The sequence below is a fragment of the Pyxidicoccus fallax genome (genome assembly GCF_012933655.1).
Taxonomy (GTDB): domain Bacteria; phylum Myxococcota; class Myxococcia; order Myxococcales; family Myxococcaceae; genus Myxococcus; species Myxococcus fallax.
The window spans coordinates 1-20,598 of record NZ_JABBJJ010000049.1; the positions used below are offsets into that span (position 1 = coordinate 1).

Sequence of the window (20,598 nt, forward strand, 5' to 3'; positions counted from 1 at the left end):
AGACCCCGAGATGTGCATAAGAGACAGCCTCCCCCCCACCCATGCAACTTTCCGCCGCGCGAGACGGGGTGAGTCCTTAGACTTCCGTCAAATGCTTCACATCATTCCCCTGGGTGGCCTGGGAGAAATCGGCCTCAACTCCCTCGTCGTCGCGTGTCGCGGGGAGATGCTGCTCATCGATGCCGGGCTGATGTTCCCCTCGGAGGGGATGCCCGGCGTGGACATCATCATCCCGGACTTCACCCACCTGAAGCAGAACGCCGCCCAGCTCAAGGGCGTGGTGCTCACGCACGGCCACGAGGACCACCTGGGCGCGCTTCCCTACCTGCTCAACGAGGTGCCGGTCCCCGTCTACGGCACGCGCTTCACCCTGGCCATGGCGCGCCACCGGCTCAACGAGCTGGGGCTGGAGGCGGACCTGCGCGAAATCGAGCCGCGAGAGCCCTTCTCCGTCGGAAGCCACTTCAAGGTGGAGGCCAGCCGCGTCACCCACACCGTGCCGGACGCGGTGGGCTACATCGTCCGCACGCCCGAGGGCACCGTCATCCACACCGGGGACTTCAAGCTGGACCCGGACCCCATCGACGGGCTGCGCACGGACCTGGAGCGCTGGGGCGAGGCCGGCGAGCAGGGCGTGCTGTGCCTCCTGTCGGACTCCACCAACTCCGAGCTGACGGAGGAGACGGGCAGCGAGCGCGTGGTGGAAGAGACCTTCGAGCGCCTCTTCCGGGGCGCCACCGGCCGCATCGTCGTGGCCCTCTTCTCCTCCAACCTCCACCGCGTGCGGCACCTGCTCTCGCTGTGCGAGCGGCTGGGGCGCAAGGTGGCCCTCCAGGGCCGCAGCATGATTCGCAACGTGGAGATGGCGCGCGAGCTGGGCTACCTGGACGTGCCCGACTCGCTCTTCATCCACCTGGACACGGTGTCGCAGCTGGCCCCGCACCGGGTGCTGGTGCTCACCACCGGAGCGCAGGGCGAGCCGCGCGCGGGGCTGTCGCAGCTGGCCTCGGGGGACGGGCCGGTGCGGTTGGACCCGGGCGACCTGGTGGTGCTCAGCTCCCGGCCCATTCCCGGCAACGAGCGCTCCGTGGGCGCCCTCATCGACCAGCTCCAGTGGCGTGGCGCGAAGGTGGCCTACGCGCAGCTCGAGCCGGGCGTCCACGTGTCCGGGCACGCCAGCCGGCCGCAGCAGCGGCGGGTGCTGGACCTGGTCAAGCCGCGCCACTTCATCCCCGTGCACGGCGAGGGCCGGCACCTGCACCGGCACCTGGCCACCGCGCGCGAGGCGGGCATGGAGCCCGCGCAGTGCCTGCTGGCCCAGGACGGGGATGTCGTCAGCTTCGAGGCGGGCCGTGGGCGCTTCAGCGGCAGCGTCCCGTCCGGCCGCATCCTGAAGGACCGCTTCGGCAGCGGGGTGGTGACGCCGGACACCCTCCAGGAGCGGGTGAAGCTGTCGGAGACGGGCATGGTGGCCGCGGTGGTCGTCCTACAGCGGGACAACCAGAAGCTGGTGGCCGGGCCGCAGCTGTCCGGTCAGGGGCTGAACCTGGACGAGCAGGTGCTGCTGCCCCGGGTGGCCCAGGAGGCCCGTTCCATCTTCGAGGAATTGTCACCCCAGCTCCGGGGGGATGACGCCCTGGTGCGAGAAGAGCTCACCCGCGCGGTGCGACGTGCGTTCAAGCTGTACACCGCCCGGCGGCCCCTGGTGGTGCCCATGGTCGTCCGGGTGTAGGTGTGGTAAGGGCCGGCCCTGCCCATGCCATCCTTCGACGTCGTCTCGAAAATCGATATCGCTGAGCTCGACAACGCGGTCAACCAGACCAAGAAGGAGATCAGCACCCGGTACGACTTCCAGGGCGCCCAGGCGGACGTCGTGCTGGCCCCGGACCACACCTTCATCACGGTGAAGGCCAACAGCGAGGACCGCGTCCAGACGGCCAAGGAAGTGCTGCTGGCGAAGCTGGCCAAGCGCGGCATCAGCCTCCACGCGCTGGAGTACGGCGACATCGAGAAGACGGGCCTGCACAACGTGAAGCAGGTCATCAAGCTCCAGCAGGGCATCCCGGTGGAGAAGTCCAAGGAGCTGGTGAAGCTGCTCAAGGACTCGAAGATGAAGGTGCAGGGCAGCATCCAGTCGGACCAGCTGCGCGTCACCGGGAAGAACAAGGATGACCTGCAGGCGGCCATCGCCCTGTTCCGCAAGGAGCAGGACCGGCTGAAGCTGGACATGCAGTTCACCAACTTCCGCGATTAGTAGAGACGTCCCATGCGCGCCGCCCTGCCCCTCTTCCTGATGCTCTGCGCCCCGGCCGTCGCTTCCGCCCAGGCGGAGCGCCCCACGCGGGCCGTGCCGACGCTGAGCAAGGCCCCGAAGTTCCAGGGGGGCCTCAAGGGGCTCGCCTCGCCGCTGGTGCTCAAGTCCGCCGCCGCGCCGCAGGCCAGCGCGTCCTTCACCGCGAAGGTGGGCTTCCGCAAGGACACGCTCTACGTGGGCGTGGAGGCCACGGACGACCAGCTCGGCGCCACGGACCTGCTCACCCTGTCCCTCTACTTCCCCGGCGCGGGCCCCACCGCCACCGGCTACACGTGGCGCTTCGCCTTCGACGGCAAGCGCGCGTCGGGTGAGGAGAGCGGCACGCCCCGCTTCGCCCAGGACCTGGTGAACGCGGCCGTGGAGCGCAAGGGCAACACGCTGGTGCTGATGGCCGCCGTCCCCGTGCGCGCCTTCCCCCGCTTCCCGGCGACGGAGCCGCTGGTGATGGACCTGTGCCTCACCTACGACGACGTGGACGGCGCGGGCGGCAAGGCGGTGCCCGTCTCCAACTGCCAGAGCGGCACCATGGTGGGCGAGGCGCTGCGGGTGCCGGACGAGGCGCGCAAGGCGCTGAAGCTGAAGCCGCCGGAGAGCGTCACCGCGCTGGAGCCGGCGAAGGACGGCTGGCTGGGGTGGGAGCTGCTCAGCTACCCGGCCTGGGCCCAGGGAGACGCCAACCTGACGCCCGCCTCGCTGCGCGCGCTGGTGGCACCGGGCGCGCTGGACGCGGCCAAGGCGGGCGTGGAGGTGCCGGACACGCTCAGCCTGCCGGACGGGCGCCCGCTCGTCACGGTGCTCACGGGGAAGAATCCGTATGCCGTCGCGGGTCGGTGTGATTCCGAAAGCGAGCTGCGGTTGGGCTTGTACCTGGTGACGGGGAAGACGGCGCGGCGGGTGCTCGACTGGCCGGCCGCCACGTGCGCGCTGGGACGGGCCGCTTCGATGGAGCTGGATGAAGAGGGAGCGCTGACCATCGGTTACTCGAACGGCGCGACCATGAACTTCGCCTGGAGTGGAGACCACTTCGAGCGAACCGAACTCGGAAAGCGGTAGACGCAGTGGAAGACACCAAGAGCCTGTACATGATGACCCTCGGCTGCCCGAAGAACCGGGTGGACTCCGAGGTGATGCTGGGCACGTTGCAGCACCGCGGCTACAAGCTGGTGCAGGAGCCGGAAGAGGCCCAGGTCATCGTCGTCAACACGTGTGCCTTCATCGGCCCGGCGAAGCAGGAGTCGGTGGACTCCATCCTGGAGATGGCCGAGCTGAAGAAGTCCGGCGCCTGCAAGACGCTGGTGGTGACGGGCTGCCTGTCCCAGCGCTACGGCCAGGAGCTGGCGAAGGAGATGCCGGAGGTCGACCACTTCCTGGGCACCAGCGCCTACGCCCAGATTGGCGACCTGCTGGCCGCCGAGGCGTCGCCGCGTCAGGTGATTCCGGACCCCGACTACATCCACGACGCCAACACGCCGCGCGTCAACTCGATGCCGAAGTACACGGCGTACCTCAAGGTGTCCGAGGGCTGCGACAACGCCTGCGCCTTCTGCATCATCCCCACGCTGCGCGGCGGGCAGCGCTCGCGCCCCATCGACGACATCGTCACCGAGGCGAAGCGGCTGGTCGAGAGCGGCGTGCAGGAGCTGAACCTCGTCGCGCAGGACCTCACCGCGTACGGGCACGACCTGCCCGGCAAGCCGAAGCTGCACGACCTGCTCAAGGCGCTGGTGCAGGTGGACGTGCGGTGGATTCGCCTGCACTACGCCTACCCGCGCGTGTTCCCGGACGAGCTCATCGAGGTCATGGCGACGGAGCCGAAGATCGCCAAGTACCTGGACATGCCGGTGCAGCACGTCAGCGACAAGCTGCTCTTGTCCATGAAGCGCGGCCGCAACTCGGAGTTCCTCAAGGGGCTGCTGAAGAAGCTGCGCGAGCGCGTGCCGGGGCTGGTGATGCGCACGTCCCTCATCGTCGGCCTGCCGGGCGAGGCGGAAGAGGACTTCGAGATGTTGAAGGAGTTCGTGAAGGAGCAGCGCTTCGAGCGGCTGGGCGTGTTCCAGTACTCGGATGAGGAAGGCACCGCGGCGTACGACCTGCCGGACAAGGTGCCGCAGAAGATCATCGAGCGCCGGTGGCGCGAGGTGATGGCCATCCAGAAGCGCATCAACCGCGAGCAGAACAAGAAGCTCGTGGGCAAGCGGCTGGAGGTGCTGGTGGAGGGCCCCGCGCCCGAGACGGAGCACCTGCTGGTGGGCCGTCACGAGGGCCAGGCGCCGGACATCGACGGCATGGTCTACATCAACGACGGGCTGGCGTACCCGGGCGAGATTGTCACCGTGGAGGTGACGGAGGCCCACGACTACGACCTGGTCGCCCGCGTGGTGGAGCGCCCGGACCCGAAGCAGCGCCAGCACACCGCTCGCGACGCGCACCCCGCGCCCGTGCCGGTGACGGCGAAGCCGCGCCCCGCGGCGCTCGCGGAGTAGTTCGCGGCTTCTCCCGGGCCGTGCGTGGTGGCACGGCCCGGTGATTCATGAGGCGGATGCCGCGCGGCCAGCGCCGCGATGGGAGGCCCACCGCGCTCAGCTCTTCGGCGCTTCCTCGAGGATGATGCGGCGGCCCGGGCTGACGGCGTGGAAGCGCTCGCGCAGCTTCTCGCGTTCCTTCTTGTTCGTCTTGGGCGTGGCCGCGAGCTTCTCGTGCAGCTCGCGCGCCGTCTCGTCGTACCACTCCTCGCGCGTGTGGCCGCCCTCCGCGAGGTAGCGCGCGGCGCCCGCCAGCAGCCGGCAGCCGAGCTCCCAGCTCGGGTCCTGCCCGGGGCCGCCCTCGTTCCGGGTGAAGGCGATGGCCTCCGCCAGCGTCGCGCCGGGCGCGAGGTACACGTTGGCGAGGGAGAAGGCCGACGTGCCCGAGGGCTCGCGCATGTTGAGCCACAGGTACCAGTAGCGTCCCTCGGGAGCGGGGCCCTCCACCGCGTAGATTTCGGTGATGGGGGCCACGCCGCCGCCGGGCCCCCGCCCGACGAGGCCGAGCTCTTCCGGCACCACCAGCACCAGCGAGTCCACGGGCAGCTTCAGCGCGTCACAGGGCTGCTCCGGAAAGGTCTCGTTGAGCAGCCGTCGGGCCAGGTCCGTGGTGATTTCGTAGCGCTGCCGGCCCCGCTGCTCGTGGACCACGAGGTGCCAGTAGCGCAGCGTGGTCTGCAGCGTGGTCTGCCGGAGCTGCTCGCGGGCCTCGGGCGCGTTGATGCCTCGCCGCAGGCTGATGTCGTCCAGGGCGAAGAGCAGCGACTCCTTCAGCTCCGGGTCCTTCAGCAGCTCGACGTAGCGGGTGTGGCCGACGCGCTCGGCCACGCGCTCGATGAGCGGGAGCAGCGCGTAGCGGACGGCGCCCGCGGCCTCTTCGGCTGGCAGCTTCCCCTGCCCCACGTCCTTCGCGAGCGCGCGCTGTAGCCGCGTGAAGCCCTCTTTTTCGAGATAGCGGCGGGCCAGGTCGATGGATGGGCGCTGCTCGGTGTACTGACGGTCGAACTCGGTCGGAGGCGGTCGCATACGGGACGAAGCAGGTGGTGCGTGGAGCCCCGGAGCAGAACGCAGGGGGCGACAACTGTCCAGGTAACGCGCGTGCGACGCGGTGGACCTGACTCCGGAGCGACGGGTTGCCTCCCCGCTCGGAGCACGGGCGCGCCTACTTCGGGTCCTCGGGCTCCAGCTCGCGCTCCTCGGGCGGAGGCTCGCGGGAGCGCGACGTGCGCGACGGCAGCGCCACGCCCTCGCCCAGCGGCGTGGGCTGGCATTCGCACACCGTGCGGCGCGAGGCCGAGTCGGTGACGAAGGCGCAGGCGGTGGGGCACTCGGGCTGGCGGCCCTCCTCGAACAGGGCGAGCTTGAAGCCGGCCGCCGTGGACAGTGCGCCGTGGCAGGCGGGCAGCGCCTGGGCGAGCGAGGCCCATGGCAGCCGATGCTGGGTGGTCAGTCCCCGGCTGGTGGCCGGGAAGCTCAGGCCCACGCCGCATCCGGACTGCAGGCGCTGGCCATCCGCGCCCATCGGCTCCAGGTGCAGCCGCCCGCCCTCGGACAGGTCCCGGTACACGGCGCCGCTGACGGAGACGCTCCCGTCCGGTTCGCGCCGCACGTGCAGGCCGTAGCAGGCCTCCTCGCTGAAGGTGCCGTCTGGTCCCGCGCACTGCTGGCGCCCGGCCGGGGCCTGGGATGATGCCGGAGCCTGGGGGGCAGGCTGAGCCGGGACCGAGGGCGAAGCCGCCTCGGAGGTCTGAGCCGGGGCCGAGGCCGGAGGCGGAGCAGGAGGAGCGGAGGACGGAGGTTGGGCCGGAGCCGAGGCCGGAGGCGGAGACGCAGTGGAGGACGGGGGCGGAGCCGGAGCTGTCGCCGGAGCCTGCCCTGAGGAAGCCGCCGGAGAGGCCTCCGGCGCTGAAGACGGTGCCACTCCCGGAGCCCCCACCCGGGGCCGCCGCAGCACCAGCACCCCACCCTTCGCATCCAGCGTGGCCGTGAATCGCCCCCACACATCCGGCCCCAGGCGCCCCAGGCTGCTCGGCGAGTCCCACCGTCCCGCCGCCTCCACCACCAGCGGCCGGGCGCCGACGCCCTCCGCCAGCTCCACCGCGTCCACCGCGAAGGTGCGCGGCGGCAGGTTCGCCGCCGTCTCCAGCGGCTCCATCCCCTGGGCCTGCGCGGGCCCCAGCGCCAGCCGCGAGAAGGGCTCTCGCGAGCCCAGCACGAACGGCCCCGTCAGCTCCGCCTCGCCCTGCCGCACCCGCGCGGCCAGCAGCGGCCAGTCACCCAGCGGCTCACGGCTGAGCTCCATGACGTACACCTCGCGCGCCGCATCCGAGGCCGCCGCCTCCGCGGCGTACGCCTCGCGCGGGCGGGACGCGGAGAAGGTCACCTCGCGGCGCAGCGGGTCCACCGTGAGCGCGTAGGGCTCCAGTACGTCCGCGCCCAGCGTCACCGCGCAGGCCTTCTCTCCGGACAGGCCCGCCGTGCGCATGGGAGACGCCACCGGCCCCACGGAGAACGCCGGCAGCGGCACCACCGGCCAGGAGCGGAAGCCGCCCGCGGGCTCCGGCGCGCGCACGGTGCCCTCCGGCGCCGGCAGCGCGCCCTCGAAGCAGCCCTGGGACACCAGGGACAGAGGCCGCGCCACGTCCAGCACCACCGGCACGGCCCGGGTGCCCAGCCGCCCCGCCACGGTGAGCCGCAGCGCTGGCGAGGCCAGCAGCGGAAGCGTCCGCCCCTCGAAGCCCTGGGGACGCGAAGGGCCTGGGGCCGTGCCGCGATGACACCCGGCCCCGGCCACCACCATCATCCAACCCGCGAGAAGGAACGCGCCGCGCACGTCCCGAAGGTTACTGCTTCTTCGCCTTGGTGAAGTCATCCACGCGGGTGTCGTCCGGCACGTCCAGCTTGAAGCTGTCCGCTGCGATGCCCACGTTCGTCTTCAGGTTCAGGAAGGAGATGGCGTTCTCGCTGCCGTCCGGGTCCACCACCGTGCTCTTGAGCACCTGCGCCGACGCCGGGTCCACCTCGAGACGCACCTGGCGGAAGCGCGGCTCCGGCTTCAGCGGGTCCAGCACCAGCAGCGTGCCCTTGCAGTCCTTGCACGTACCCTTGGTGATGGCGAACTCGTCCGCCAGCTTCCCCTGCCCGAAGAGGAACGTCACCGACGCGGACAGCTGGCTCGTGTCCACGTTGGCCACCGTCAGCGTCTGCGCGGCCGGGTCGTGCGCGTACACCTTGTTGCCGGCCAGCACGAACGTGCGCGCGGAGGGCTTCTGGTACTCCCACCGCATCAGGCCCGGCTTCTTGTAGGTGACGGTGCCCTCGGACGTCTGCGTGCGCCGGAAGGTCTTGTACTTGTAGTCCTGCCGGAAGCCCGCCCGGAAGTCGCCCGTCTTCTCGTAGAAGGCCTGCATCCGGTCCACCAGCGTCTTCACCTCCGGCGTCATCGGCGCCGGCTTCGCGGCCGGGGCGGCGGCCTGCGCGGGCTTCGCCTCCGGGGCCTTGCCCGGCTGCGGCGCGGCGGCGGGCGGAGTCGCGGGCTTGCCCGCCTCGGGCGCCTTGGCGGCCTCCCCCGTGGGCTTCGCGGCGGGCGCGGCCTGCGCCACCACGGCGGGCTTCACCGGGGCAGCGGCCGGCGCGGCGGGGCTTGCCGGGGCGGCGGGTACGGACAGGAGCGTGGCGAGCAGGGTTTCCAGGAACATGGCGTGCGTCTCCAGGCGGGCCATGTGGGCCCGCGGCGTCCATCTACCCCATACCGACGGGGGCCGGGGGCCCGGCATTCATGGGCGCTGCTTGAAGAGGCGCTTCCTCTGTTTGATGGCCAGCACGTAGAAGCGCTCGCGCAGGGCCTGGGCCTCCTCGGCGGACAAATCCCCCGAGCCTCCCAGGTGCTCGTCCCGCCAGGCAATCGCCCGGCTGATGCAGGCCGAGGCGGCGGCGGAGATGTTCAGGCTCTGGCTGAAGCCGCGCATGGGCACCCAGAAGGTGCCGTCCACGTTGGCCAGCACCTCCTCGCTGACGCCGTACCGCTCGTTGCCGAAGACGAGCGCCATCTTCGTGTCGAAGCGCAGCGAGTAGAGGCTGGTGGCCCCCTCGCGGATGGCCGAGGCGTAGAGCGAGAAGCCGCGCGACTTCAGGTGCTCCCGGCAGTCCGCGAAGCTCTTGTACTGCTTCACGTCCAGCCACTTGTCACAGCCCTGGGCCACCCTCGAGTTGGGCAGGAAGGGGGCCTCCGGGTTGATGACGACGTGCACTTCCTGGACGCCGAAGGACTCGCAGGTGCGCAGCACCGCGGCCATGTTGAAGCTGTCCTCCAGCCGGTCCAGGACGACCGTGAAGTTGCGCGTGCGCTGGCTGACGACGCGGTCGATCTTCTCCTTGCGCACGTCGAGCAGGAACTGCTCCGGCTCGAGGGGCTCCTTCTCGAAGCGCTCGTAGCGAGCACCGCCGCCGGACATCGCCTCAGGACCTCCTGCCGCCGGGCTTGCGCGCCGGAGCCTTCTTCGCCGCCCGCGCGGGCTTCGCCACCGGCCGCTTCTTCGCCGCGGCCTTCTTCGCCGGAGCCTTGCGCGCCGCCACCTTCTTCACCGCCGCCTTCTTCGCCGGGGCCTTCTTCGCCGCCGCCGCCCTGCCCGCCCCCGCCGCCTTGCGCGCCGGAGCCTTGCGCGCCGCGAGCTTCTTCGCCGCGGCCTTCTTCGCGGGGGCCTTCGCCGCGGCCTTCTTCGCCGGAGCGGCCTTCTTCGCCGGGGCCTCCTTCGCCGCGGCCTTCCTCGCCGGAGCGGCCTTCACGGGCGGCTCCACGCGCAGCTTCTCCGTGCGGCCGGTGAAGAGCACCTCCGCCACCGAGTCCATCAGCGCCTGCATGCCCTCGCCGGTGGCGCAGGACACGGGGTAGACGCGGATGCCGCGCTCGCGCAGCGCCTCGGTGAAGGGCCCCAGCTTCGCCTGCGCGTCCGGCAGGTCCAGCTTGTTGGCCGCCACCACCTGGGGCTTGGACGACAGTTCCTCGCTGTACTTCGCCAGCTCCGAGTTGAGCACGTCGAAGTCGCGCAGCGGCTCACGGCCCTCGCCCTCCGCCCCCATGTCGATGAGGTGGATGAGCACCTTGCAGCGCTCCACGTGGCGCAGGAACTGGTGACCCAGGCCCACGCCCTCGCTGGCGCCCTCGATGATGCCGGGGATGTCCGCCATCACGAAGGACAGGCCGTCCTTGTACTGGACCATGCCCAGGTTGGGCACCAGCGTGGTGAACGGGTAGTCCGCCACCTTCGGCCGCGCCCGGCTCACCCGCGAGATGAACGTGCTCTTGCCCGCGTTGGGGAAGCCCAGGAGGCCCACGTCCGCCAGCAGCTTCAGCTCCAGCCGCAGCGTCGTCTCCTCGCCCTTCGTTCCGTCCTGGGCGAAGCGCGGCGTCTGCCGCGTGGACGTGGCGAAGTTCATGTTGCCCAGGCCACCCCGGCCGCCCTTCGCCGCCACCCACTGCTGGCCCGGCTCGCTCAGGTCCACCAGCAGCTCGCCGGTGTGCTCGTTCTTCACCAGCGTGCCCACCGGCACCTTGAGGACCATGTCCTCCGCGGCGCGACCGTTGCAGTCGCTGCCCATGCCGTGCTCGCCATTCTTGGCGCGGTGGTGCTGCTGGTAGCGGTAGTCGAGCAGCGTGGTGAGCTGCGGGTCCGCCACGAAGATGACGGAGCCACCGTTGCCGCCGTCGCCCCCGTTGGGGCCACCGCGCTCGATGTACTTCTCCCGCCGGAAGGACACGGCGCCGTTGCCGCCATCCCCCGCCTTCACGAAAATGCGGACCTCATCCACGAACTTCATAAAGACTCCTGAAAACGCAGAGCGGGCCGCCCTCACGTCCGGACGCCGGAAGGGCGCGTGGACTGGAGATGCGACCCGCTCGTGGGTGCCACATGGCTGCCGGCCTCGGGGGCCGGCGGGCCATCAGGCGGTCGGCTGCGCGGCGGCCGGGTAGACCGAGACCTTCTTCCGGTCGCGGCCCAGGCGCTCGTACTTCACCACGCCGTCCACCACGGAATAGAGGGTGTAGTCGCGACCGAGCTTCACGTTCGCGCCGGCGTGGATGACCGTGCCCAGCTGGCGAACGAGGATGCTGCCCGCCGACACCGTCTCACCGCCGTACACCTTCACACCACGATACTGCGGGTTGGAATCACGCCCGTTGCGCGAAGAACCCTGTCCCTTTTTATGGGCCATGACACCTTGCTCCTGAAGTTTGAGGGGAAATCGCCTGGACTAGCCGGCGATGGAGGTGACCTTCACCTCCGTGTACGGCTGACGGTGACCCCGGCGGCGCGTCCAGCCCTCCTTCTCCTTGCGGAAATGGAGAACGCGGCGGTGCTTGTCCTGAGCCAGGACCTTGCCCACCACGCGAGCGCCAGAAACGGTCGGCTTGCCCACCTTGGGGCTGTCCGTACCGCCCAGCATGAGGACGTCCGTGAAGGTCACCTCGGCACCGACGTCGCCGGCGATCTTCTCGATCCGGAGGACGTCGCCCTCGGCGACGCGGTACTGCTTCCCGCCCGTGCGAATGACTGCGTACATCGTCTAACCCCTGTCAGCTCTTGGGTTGGGTCAACCCTTGGAATCGACCGCGCATTTCGGACGGGTCCACCATCCAATCGCGCCAAAGGCGGCCGGATTTACGGGAGATGCCCTGGCGAGTCAAGGCGCATGAAGGATCATCCCGCACACCCCCGGTGATTTACTCGACCCCAGAAGGAGTGTTAACAGGAATCCAGCCCTACGGTCGCCAGGGGGCGAGCCGTGCTGCCAACCTCAAATGAGGGGGAATCCACAATGAAGAAGTTCATGATCGGCCTGGTGGCCGCGACGTCGCTCGTGTTCGGTGCTGGCTGTGGCGGTGACGACAACGAGAGCATCTGTGAGGACTTCTACAACAGCCTCCAGGAGGTCGCCGAGAAGGGGGAGGCCTGCGAGGAGGAGTCCGACCCGGTGACGAACGCGGAGAAGGAGGAGGCCATCAATCAGTGCAAGACGGCCATCGAGAGCTGCTCCGACGAGGACAAGGAGACGCTCCAGGAGATCTCCGACTGCCTCGACGACGTCGACGAGTGCAAGGCGGGCGATGAGGACGAGTACGGCGTCGCGTTCTTCAGCTGCCTGTTCAAGGCCGCCACGCTCAGCGATGAGTGCCGCATCAGCGCCGATACGGACGACGAGGGCTGAGCCTCCGCGCAGCGCCGCCGTCCCAGGCCCGGCTCCCTGCTCAAGGGGGTCGGGCCCTGTCGTTCCTGGAGGACTGCGGCGTGGCCCGGGCCGCCATCGCCCGGCGCAGCACCCGGTAGCGCTGGAGCAGCCCGGGCTCCAGCGGGTCCAGGGCCAGCCCCTGCTCGTAGTGCTCCAGGGCCCTGGCCAGCTGCCCGTCCCGTTCCAGCGCCCCACCCGAGAGGAAGTGGACGCGCGCGGTGCCCGCGGCATGGGGCCTGCGGGCGAGGAACTCGCGGCGCAGTGACTCCAGCTGTTCGGCGGTGAGTCCCGCCTCCAGGCACCTGACCACGCCCGCATGGTTGCCCCGCCAGGCGTCGTGCAGGGCGCGCTGCACCGGGGTGCCCAGCGCCTCGCCCGCTTCCCGCACGCGCACCCGCAGGGCATCCAGCTGGGCGCGCTGCGAGGGCGACAGGGGCCGCTGTCGCAGCGACTCCAGGGTGCCCCAGGCCTCGCGCGCCCGGGCCCGCACGGCCTCCATCTCGGCGTCCGGGGAGAGCGCCAGCACGGTGTAGTGGTCCCCCGCCGAGCGCTGGCGCCAGGACTCCAGCACGCGGGCCGCCTCGGCGTCATCCTCCTGGGAAGCCTGGGGCGGGCGGCGCGCGGTGCCCTCCTTGAGGAGCCGGTCCACGGCGGCCTTCAGCGCGGCCGTGGCCTCCACGAACTGGACGCCGAAGCCGGTGGGCATGCCCCAGACGCGGGCCTGCTCGGGGGGAACATGCCGCACCACCTCGCACAGCACGGACAGCGGACCGGACTCCAGCTCCAGCACCACGGGCAGCCTCGCGCACAGGGGCGGCAGCAAGCCGTTGCTGCGCAGGAAGAGGCCGCCCCGGGACAGGTCCGAGCCCATGAGCCGCACGGGCGTGTCGCCGGGCCGCAGCACCACCTGCACCGGCAGCTCCACCGTCTGGGGACGGACGGGCGTCGCGGCGCGGGCCGGGGGCGCGGCGACGGGGACGCGAGGGGGCGGCTCGCGAGCCGGCGCGGGTCCGCCCTGCGCGCGCTCCCCGGAGGCCCTGGCACCGGAGTTCACGGCTCGCGCGGGCGGTGTCGCCTCGAGCGCGTGCGCCTCCGGCGCCGGACTCCGGGCGTCCTCGGTGACGGCGGCCTGCAGCGCGGCGCGGAGCGCGGCGGCGGACGGGTAGCGCTCCTCGGGGGACTTGGCCAGGGCGCGGAGGATGACGCGCTCCACGGCCGGGGGCACGCCCGGGTGCACCGAGCGCGGCGGCGGCGGCGGCCGCGTCTGGTGGGCGACGAGCTGGCCCGCCAGCCCCTCGTCCTCGAAGGGCAGCCTTCCGGTGACGAGCTGGTAGGCGATGACGCCCAGCGCGTACAGGTCCGCGCGGCCGTCCAGGCGTCGGCCCTGGGACTGCTCCGGGGCCATGTACTCGGGCGTGCCCACGATGATGCCCGCGTGTGTCTGCGGCATGTGCGCGTCCATCAGCTTGGCGATGCCGAAGTCGAGCACCTTGACGAAGGGCGTGCCCCGTCCGCGCCGCACGAGGAAGACGTTGTCCGGCTTGAGGTCGCGGTGGACGATGCCTCGCGCGTGCGCGGCCTGGAGCGCGTCACACACCTGTGCCAGCACGGCCATCACCGCCGCGGACGGCAGCGGCGTGCCCACCCACGCGGACAGCGGCGCCCCGTCCAGGTACTCCATGATGAGGTACGGGCGCGGCGGCGCGGCGTTGAGGTCGAAGATGCTGACGATGTTCTCGTGGCCGATGAGGTTGACGGCCCGCGCCTCCGCGTGGAAGCGCTGCACCAGCTCCGGGTACGTGGCCAGGTGCTCGTGCAGCACCTTCACCGCCACCCGGCTGCCAATGGAGACGTGCTCGCCCAGATACACCGTTCCCATGCCGCCCCGGCCCAGGCGGCGCATCAGGCGGAAGCTGCCGAACTTCTGCCCCACCAGCGGGTCCACCTCCTCGTCCACCGGGGCGCACCTCCGTCGAGGCGCCCCCTCACTGCCTCCATCCACGCGCACCAGCGTCGAGCATGACGCCTCCGCTTCATGCCGCTGGCCGCACGCCTCACACTCGCCTTCGATGCTCACCTCGGCCATGCCGCTCCCCCGGGCCTGCCTGCACAGCTTGGACACCGGGGAAGACGCGCATCCACTGCCGGTACGGGCGGGTGTCGCTTAGTACCGAGCCATCCGGCGCCGCGGTCGGAGACGAGGGTCCTCCGGCGGACGCCCCTCGTGCCGACAATCCATCACGCTGGTAAGAGGGAGGTCCCATGTCCGGAACCGTACGTCGCATTCCCGTCGTCAACCTCTCCCACTACCGCGCCGGCACGCCGGCGGAGCGCGCCCGCTTCGTGGGCGTGTTCGGCGACGGCCTGAAGGAGTTCGGCTTCGTCACCGTGGAGGGCCACGGCGTGGACGACGGGCTCATCCGCCGCACCTACTCGGACGTGGAGCGCCTCTTCGCGCTGCCGGAGGCGGTGAAGTCCCGCTACGCGGACACGGAGCGCGGTGGCCAGCGCGGCTACATCGGCTACGGCCAGGAGCACGCCAGGAATCGCAAGGTGGGCGACCTGAAGGAGTTCTGGCACGTGGGCCGCGAGCTGCCGCCCTCCCACCGCTACCGCGACGTCTATGGCGCCAACATGTGGCCCCAGGAGGTGGCCACCTTCCGCGAGCACACCCTGGCGCTCTTCCACGCGCTGGACGGCGCGGCGGGGGTGATGCTCCAGGCGCTGGCCGAGTACTTCGGCGTGGAGCGTGACACGTTCCGCGACATGGCCACGGACGGCAACTCGGTGCTGCGGCTCATCCACTACCCGCCGCTGAAGGAGCGCTTCATCCCCGGCGGCGTGCGCGCCGCCGAGCACGAGGACATCAACCTCCTCACCCTGCTGTGCGAGGGCACCGCGTCCGGCCTGGAGTTGCTCACGCGCGACGGCGAGTGGCTGCCGGTGGACACGCTGCGCGGGCAGATTGTCGTGGACTCGGGCGACATGCTCAGCCGGGTGACGAACGGCATCATCCCCGCCACCACGCACCGGGTGGTGAACCCGCGCTCCCCGGCCGAGGACACGGTGCGCTACTCCCTGCCCTTTTTCGTGCACCCGTACGCGGACTGCGTGCTCCAGCCGCTGCCATGCACGCAGACGCCGGACAACCCGGCGCGCCACGCGCCCATCACCGCGGACGCGTTCCTCAAGCAGCGGCTGCGGGAGAATGGCCTCCTGAAGTAGGCGCGAGGCCCGGCCGCTCGCGCGCTCCGTCCACGGAGGCAGGGCCCGCCGAGGCGAGCCCGGCGCGCGGCGTCAGGCGCTGCGCAGGCGCGGAGGCTCCGGCTCGGTGGTGGGCGGAGCCTGGCGGCCCACCTTCCCGCGCAGCCGAGCGAGCTGCTCCTGCATCGCGGACAGCTGCTGCTCCAGGGCGACGATGTCCTCGTCGAGCGTGCGCGCCGTGCCCGCGGCCTCGGCGCGGGCCTGCTCCTGCTCCTGGGCCTCCTCGTGGGCCTCCTGCAGCGCGTTCATGATGACGCCGATGAACAGGTTCAGGATGATCATCGTGCCCAGCAGGATGAAGGTGCAGAAGAAGACCACGGCGACCACCGGCATCGCCGAAGGCTGGGTGCACAGCGCGGGCGTGTCCGCGTAGCCGAAGCGGTCGCACCCGTACATCTGCGTGTAGAGCAGCTCCGTCCAGCCCTCCAGCGTCACCACCCGGAAGAGCGTGAGCAGCGACAGCGCCAGCGTGCCGAAGTGTACCGGGTCGTTGCCGGCGAAGAGGAACGTGCCCGCCACGCCGTACACGTAGAACAGCAGGCCGAGCAGCATCGTCACGTACGCCATGGACGGGATGCTCTTGAGCAGCGCGGAGACGAGCAGCTGGAGCTTGGGCAGCACGTGCACCAGCCGCAGCACGCGCAGCAGGCGCGCCAGCCGCAGCACCGTGACGTACTGGGCGCTCATGGGCAGGAAGCACGCGGCCACGACGAGGAAGTCGAAGACGTTCCACGGGTCCTTGAAGTAGCGCCAGGGCTGGCGGCCCTCGGCGCCCACCTTCACCACGATTTCCGCGATGAAGATGCCCAGCACCAGATGGTCCAGGGCCTTCAGCAGCGAGCCGTGCTGCTGGACCATGGCCGGGGACGTCTCCACGCCGACGAGGACTCCGGCGAAGACGATGACCCCGATGATGAAGGAGCGGAAGGACGGCGACTGAGCGATTCTCTGGAGGAGCGTCGTCATGGCGTGCGCGGCGGCTTCTTAACCATGTTCCGGGCTCGCGCCACCAGCCCCGGCTTGGCGGCTCGACCGCTTCACCTCCCGGTGACATCCTTTCGCCCACCTCCCCGGACGCCTGCTTGGACGCTCCCCTGCCCGCCACCCACGTCGAGCTGTTCGCCGTTCAACCCCGGGTATCCCTGGAGGACTACGCGTCTCCCGCTTCCTTCGCCGCGCGCCACCGGGCCCTGGCCGCCCGCGTGGACGCGCTGAGGGCCCGGGATGAGGCGGGGCGTCCCCTGTACCCCGCGCTCGCGGTGTGGCCGGAGATGGTGGGCGCGGCGCTGGGGCTGATGGGGCACCTGCCGCGCGTGCGCCGCTGCCGCACGACGAACGCCGCGATGACGCGCATGGCCCTGGCCGAGTGGCTCGCGCTGTGGCGCACCTGGCGCCGCCTGCGGCCTCCGACGATGGAGGAGTGCCTGTACGTCGCGGTGGCGCCGCGGGTGCACCGCGCCATGTGGGAGACCTTCTCCGGCATCGCCCGGGACTTCGGGCTGTGGGTGGTGGCGGGCAGCGCGCTGTTGCCAGCCAACCGCCTGGGGCCGGACACGCCGGAGTTCGAGCCCGACGGCGCGCGCACGTACAACACCAGCTACACCTTCTCCTCCGAGGGGCGCTGCGTGGCGGTGACGCGCAAGGTGAACCTGGTACCCACGCAGGAGGACGTGCTGCACCTGAGCCCGGGACGGCCGGAAGACCTGCCCGTCTTGCAGACGCCCTTCGGCCGGCTGGGGACGCTGGTCTGCTACGACGGCTTCCGCGAGCCGCACACCGCGAAGGAGCCGTACTTCGTCCCCTGCGCGCAGTACCTGGACGCGCTGGGGGTGGACGTCATCGCCCAGCCCTCCGCCAACGCGTGGCCGTGGGACGCGCCCTGGGCCTTCAACGACACGGCGGCGGGCGAGTCACAGCTGCGGCGCGAGCAGTGGTTCAACGAGGGCCTCTACACGCAGCTGCGCACCCTCACCCGCGTGCGCTACGCGGTGAACCCGCAGCTCGTGGGCGGCTTCCTGGACAACACCTTCGAGGCACCCTCGCTCATTCTGGAGCGCACGGGCCCGGGCGAGGTGCGCGTGCTTGCCCAGTCCGCGACGCCCCGGGACGAGGACGTGCTGCACGTCACGGTGCCCCTGCCCGAGCGCGTGGGCGCACAGGCCCGGACGGGAGGTTGAACCCGAAGCCGTGCTTCCCCTCCCGCCATTCGCGCCGGAAGCCATGTCGTGAAACCCGGCGCCCGGACCGTCGAGGGAGCGCGCCGAGCGGGGGCGCCACGGGCCCCCCACCATCGCGAGGGTGCCCGACATCCGTTCGGCCCCCCCTGGCGCGGTGGGGCGCTCAGTCGCCGAGCTTCTTCTTCAGCAAATCATTGACGAGCGTGGGGTTGCCCTTGCCCTTCATGGCCCGCATCACCTGGCCCACGAAGAAGCCGAAGACCTGCTTCTTGCCCGCGCGGTACTTCTCCACCTCGCCCGCGTTCTTCGCGAGGATGTCGTCCACCACGGCCTCAATCGCGCCCGTGTCGCTCACCTGGGCCAGGCCCTTCTCCGCGATGATGTCGGCGGGCGCCTTGCCGGTGCGGAACATCTCGCCGAGCACGTCCTTGCCCGCGTTGGCGGACACGGTGCCCTTGTCCACCGCGCCCAGCAGCTCCGCGAGCTGCGCCGGAGTGAAGCGCAGCGCGGACAGCGGCGTGCCCTCTTCCTTCAGCAGGCGCATCAGCTCGCCGAGGAACCAGTTGGAGAGCTTCTTCGCGTCCGCGTAGTGCGCCGCGCACGCCTCGAAGAAGTCCGCGAGCGGGCGCTCGGCGGTGAGGATGCGGGCGTCATACGCGGGCAGCCCGTACTGCGAGGTGAAGCGCGTCAGCTTCGCGCGCGGCAGCTCCGGCAGCGCCTTGGCCGCCGCGTCGATGGCGGCATCACTGACGTGCAGCGGGGGCAGGTCCGGCTCCGGGAAGTACCGGTAGTCGTGCGCCTCCTCCTTGCTGCGCATGGAGCGGGTGACGCCCTTGTTCACGTCCCACAGGCGCGTCTCCTGGTCCACCTTGCCGCCGGACTCGATGACGTCCACCTGCCGCGAGATTTCGTACTCGATGGCCTGCTTGAGGAAGCGGAACGAGTTGAGGTTCTTCAGCTCGCAGCGCTGGCCGTACGTGGACGAGCCCTTGGGCATCACCGACACGTTGGCGTCGCAGCGGAAGCTGCCCTCCTCCAGGTTGCCGTCGTTGACGCCCAGGTAGACGAGCACGTCTCGCATCGCCTTGAGGTACTCCACCGCCTCGTCCGCGTCGCGCAGGTCCGGCTCGCTGACGATTTCCAGGAGCGGCACGCCGGCGCGGTTGAGGTCCACGAGGCTCTGCCCGCCGCTCGCGTCGTGCACGTTCTTCCCCGCGTCCTCCTCCATGTGGATGCGGCGGACGCGGATGACCTTCTCGCCCTGCGGCGTGTCGATGACGAGCCGCCCGTGCTCGCAGATGGGCTGGTCGTACTGCGTAATCTGATAGCCCTTGGGCAGGTCCGGATAGAAGTAGTTCTTCCGGCTCCACACGCTCGTCTTCTTGACGGTGCACTCCAGCGCGAGGCCGGTGCGCACGGCGAACTCCACCACGCGCTGGTTGAGCACCGGCAGCACGCCGGGCATGCCCAGGCACACCGGGCAGGTGTTGCGGTTGGGCTCGGCGCCGAACGCGGTGGAGCAGCCGCAGAAAATCTTCGACTGCGTGAGCAGCTGCGCGTGGACCTCGAGGCCGATGACGGGCTGGAAATCGCTCACGGGCATGGCGGTGTCACCGAGGCTCCGGCTAGCCCCGCAGGGGCGCCGGGCGGAGGAAGAAGTCGTGCTCGCGCTCGTAGGCGCGGGCGATGCGCAGCAGGCGGGCCTCGTCGAACGGCCGCCCCAGGACCTGCAACCCCACCGGTAACCCGGCCTTCGTGAAGCCGCATGGCACGGACAGGCCGGGCAGGCCCGCCAGGTTGCACGGCAGGGTGAAGACGTCCATCAGGTACATGGACAGCGGGTCGTCCACCTTCTCGCCCAGCTTGAAGGCCGGTACCGGGGACGTGGGGGACAGCACCGCGTCCACGTCCTTGAACACCTTCGTGAAGTCCTCGCGGATGAGGGTGCGGACCTTTTGCGCGCGCAGGTAGTAGGCGTCGTAGTAGCCGGCGGACAGCGCGTACGTGCCCAGCATGATGCGGCGCTTCACCTCCGGCCCGAAGCCGCGCTCGCGCGTCTGCGCGTACAGCTCCTTGAGACCGCGCGCGTCCTTCGCCCGCTGGCCGTAGCGGATGCCGTCGTAGCGGGCCAGGTTGCTGGACGCCTCGGCCGGGGCGATGAGGTAGTACGTGGCCAGCGCGTACTTCGTGTGGGGCAGCGACACGTCCACCAGCGTCGCGCCCAGCCGCTCGTACTCGCGCAGGGCCTCGCGCACGGACGCCTCCACCTCCGGGTCCATGCCCTCGATGAAGTACTCGCGCGGCACGCCCAGCCTCAGGCCCCGCACCCCACCCTCCAGGTCCGCCGAGTAGTCCGGCGTCTCCACCGCCGCAGACGTGGCGTCCTGGGGGTCATGCCGGGCGATGAGCTGCAGCAGCGCCGCCGTGTCCCCCACCGTGCGCGTCATGGGGCCCGGCTGGTCCAGCGACGAGGCGAAGGCGATGATGCCGAAGCGGGACACGCGGCCGTAGGTGGGCTTCAGGCCCACGGTGTTGGTGAGGGCCGCGGGCTGGCGGATGGAGCCGCCGGTGTCCGTGCCCAGCGCGCCGAACACCTCGCGCGCCGCCACCGCCGCCGACGAGCCACCCGACGAGCCGCCCGGCGTGCGCGTCAAATCCCACGGGTTGTGGGTGAGGGAGTACGCGCTGGACTCGTTGGACGAGCCCATGGCGAACTCGTCCATGTTCAGCTTGCCCACCAGCGGCAGGCCCGCCTCCTTCAGCAGGCGCACCACGGTGGCGTCATAGGGCGGGACGAAGCCCTCGAGGATGCGCGAGCCGGCGGTGGTCTCCACGCCCTCGGTGAGGAAGATGTCCTTGAGCCCCACCGGCACGCCGTCCAGGGGGCTGGCGGGATTGCCCGCCTTGCGGCGCGCGTCGCTGGCGCGGGCGGCGACCAGGGCGCCCTCCTCGTCCACGCGCAGGAAGGCGCGCACCTTCGGGTCCACCTGGCGGATGCGCTCCAGGCAGGCGCGGGTGGCCTCCTCGGAAGAGACGGCTCCGGCGGCCAGCTTCGCCGCCAGCTCCAGCATCGTGAGGTCCGTGAGCTGCATGG

General features: G+C 70.8%; 18 protein-coding genes. 7 read left to right on the forward strand and 11 right to left on the reverse strand.

Translation table 11 applies throughout. The annotated features are described in order from the left end of the window. The first annotated feature begins 91 nt into the window (after window positions 1-91). The 4 genes from HG543_RS13325 to rimO are packed head-to-tail and all read left to right on the forward strand — an operon-like array spanning window position 92 to window position 4,797. Window positions 92-1,732, forward strand: a complete 1,641-nt coding sequence (locus HG543_RS13325) for a ribonuclease J (RefSeq protein WP_169345116.1) — start codon at window positions 92-94, stop codon at window positions 1,730-1,732. Between the two features lie 24 nt (window positions 1,733-1,756). Then, complete coding sequence (locus tag HG543_RS13330; RefSeq protein ID WP_169345117.1) at window positions 1,757-2,254, forward strand: YajQ family cyclic di-GMP-binding protein; 498 nt, start codon at window positions 1,757-1,759, stop codon at window positions 2,252-2,254. 12 nt (window positions 2,255-2,266) lie between these two features. Continuing rightward, window positions 2,267-3,367, forward strand: a complete 1,101-nt coding sequence (locus tag HG543_RS13335; RefSeq protein WP_169345118.1) for a hypothetical protein — start codon at window positions 2,267-2,269, stop codon at window positions 3,365-3,367. A gap of 32 nt (window positions 3,368-3,399) precedes the next feature. Then, window positions 3,400-4,797, forward strand: a complete 1,398-nt coding sequence (gene rimO / locus HG543_RS13340; protein ID WP_216673726.1) for a 30S ribosomal protein S12 methylthiotransferase RimO — start codon at window positions 3,400-3,402, stop codon at window positions 4,795-4,797. Window positions 4,798-4,893: 96 nt separating this feature from the next. On the opposite strand, the gene HG543_RS13345 is transcribed toward rimO, so the two are convergent. The 7 genes from HG543_RS13345 to rplU all read right to left on the reverse strand — a co-directional run bounded on the left by HG543_RS13345 (window position 4,894) and on the right by rplU (window position 11,397). After that, window positions 4,894-5,862, reverse strand: a complete 969-nt coding sequence (locus tag HG543_RS13345; RefSeq protein ID WP_169345120.1) for a hypothetical protein — start codon at window positions 5,860-5,862, stop codon at window positions 4,894-4,896. Window positions 5,863-5,998: 136 nt separating this feature from the next. Beyond that, window positions 5,999-7,669 (reverse strand): hypothetical protein, encoded by a 1,671-nt coding sequence (locus HG543_RS13350; protein WP_343073344.1) that lies wholly within the window; start codon window positions 7,667-7,669, stop codon window positions 5,999-6,001. Between the two features lie 10 nt (window positions 7,670-7,679). Further along, the gene (lolA, locus tag HG543_RS13355) at window positions 7,680-8,534 is read right to left on the reverse strand and encodes an outer membrane lipoprotein periplasmic chaperone LolA (protein WP_169345121.1); all 855 of its coding nucleotides are present in this window, start codon (window positions 8,532-8,534) and stop codon (window positions 7,680-7,682) included. Between the two features lie 78 nt (window positions 8,535-8,612). Continuing rightward, window positions 8,613-9,290, reverse strand: a complete 678-nt coding sequence (locus HG543_RS13360) for a TrmH family RNA methyltransferase (protein ID WP_169345122.1) — start codon at window positions 9,288-9,290, stop codon at window positions 8,613-8,615. Between the two features lie 4 nt (window positions 9,291-9,294). Beyond that, on the reverse strand, window positions 9,295-10,653 hold the full coding sequence (obgE, locus tag HG543_RS13365) for a GTPase ObgE (RefSeq protein ID WP_169345123.1): 1,359 nt from the start codon (window positions 10,651-10,653) through the stop codon (window positions 9,295-9,297). 123 nt (window positions 10,654-10,776) lie between these two features. After that, entirely contained in the window at window positions 10,777-11,049 is a 273-nt protein-coding gene (rpmA, locus tag HG543_RS13370; RefSeq protein ID WP_169345124.1) for a 50S ribosomal protein L27, read from the reverse strand. A 39-nt stretch (window positions 11,050-11,088) separates the two neighbouring features. Beyond that, on the reverse strand, window positions 11,089-11,397 hold the full coding sequence (gene rplU, locus HG543_RS13375) for a 50S ribosomal protein L21 (protein ID WP_169345125.1): 309 nt from the start codon (window positions 11,395-11,397) through the stop codon (window positions 11,089-11,091). A 255-nt stretch (window positions 11,398-11,652) separates the two neighbouring features. Here rplU and HG543_RS13380 point away from each other — a divergent pair, with 255 nt between their 5' ends. Further along, the gene (locus HG543_RS13380) at window positions 11,653-12,042 is read left to right on the forward strand and encodes a hypothetical protein (RefSeq protein WP_169345126.1); all 390 of its coding nucleotides are present in this window, start codon (window positions 11,653-11,655) and stop codon (window positions 12,040-12,042) included. Between the two features lie 40 nt (window positions 12,043-12,082). Here the strand turns inward: HG543_RS13380 and HG543_RS13385 are convergent, their stop codons facing one another. Next, window positions 12,083-14,149, reverse strand: a complete 2,067-nt coding sequence (locus tag HG543_RS13385; protein ID WP_211193905.1) for a serine/threonine-protein kinase — start codon at window positions 14,147-14,149, stop codon at window positions 12,083-12,085. Between the two features lie 176 nt (window positions 14,150-14,325). On the opposite strand from HG543_RS13385, the gene HG543_RS13390 reads away from it, so the two are divergent. Beyond that, on the forward strand, window positions 14,326-15,288 hold the full coding sequence (locus HG543_RS13390; protein WP_169345127.1) for an isopenicillin N synthase family dioxygenase: 963 nt from the start codon (window positions 14,326-14,328) through the stop codon (window positions 15,286-15,288). Window positions 15,289-15,360: 72 nt separating this feature from the next. Here HG543_RS13390 and HG543_RS13395 read toward each other — a convergent pair whose 3' ends face one another. Then, window positions 15,361-16,293: an ion transporter gene (locus HG543_RS13395; RefSeq protein ID WP_169345128.1), complete on the reverse strand. Its 933-nt coding sequence runs from the start codon at window positions 16,291-16,293 to the stop codon at window positions 15,361-15,363. A 116-nt stretch (window positions 16,294-16,409) separates the two neighbouring features. Between HG543_RS13395 and HG543_RS13400 the strand changes: the two genes are divergently transcribed. Then, the gene (locus HG543_RS13400) at window positions 16,410-17,504 is read left to right on the forward strand and encodes a carbon-nitrogen hydrolase family protein (RefSeq protein ID WP_169345129.1); all 1,095 of its coding nucleotides are present in this window, start codon (window positions 16,410-16,412) and stop codon (window positions 17,502-17,504) included. 163 nt (window positions 17,505-17,667) lie between these two features. Here the strand turns inward: HG543_RS13400 and gatB are convergent, their stop codons facing one another. After that, window positions 17,668-19,107, reverse strand: coding sequence for an Asp-tRNA(Asn)/Glu-tRNA(Gln) amidotransferase subunit GatB (gene gatB, locus HG543_RS13405; protein WP_169345130.1), 1,440 nt, complete (start codon window positions 19,105-19,107; stop codon window positions 17,668-17,670). A 22-nt stretch (window positions 19,108-19,129) separates the two neighbouring features. Further along, window positions 19,130-20,596, reverse strand: coding sequence for an Asp-tRNA(Asn)/Glu-tRNA(Gln) amidotransferase subunit GatA (gene gatA / locus HG543_RS13410; protein ID WP_169345131.1), 1,467 nt, complete (start codon window positions 20,594-20,596; stop codon window positions 19,130-19,132). Between the last annotated feature and the right edge of the window lie 2 nt (window positions 20,597-20,598).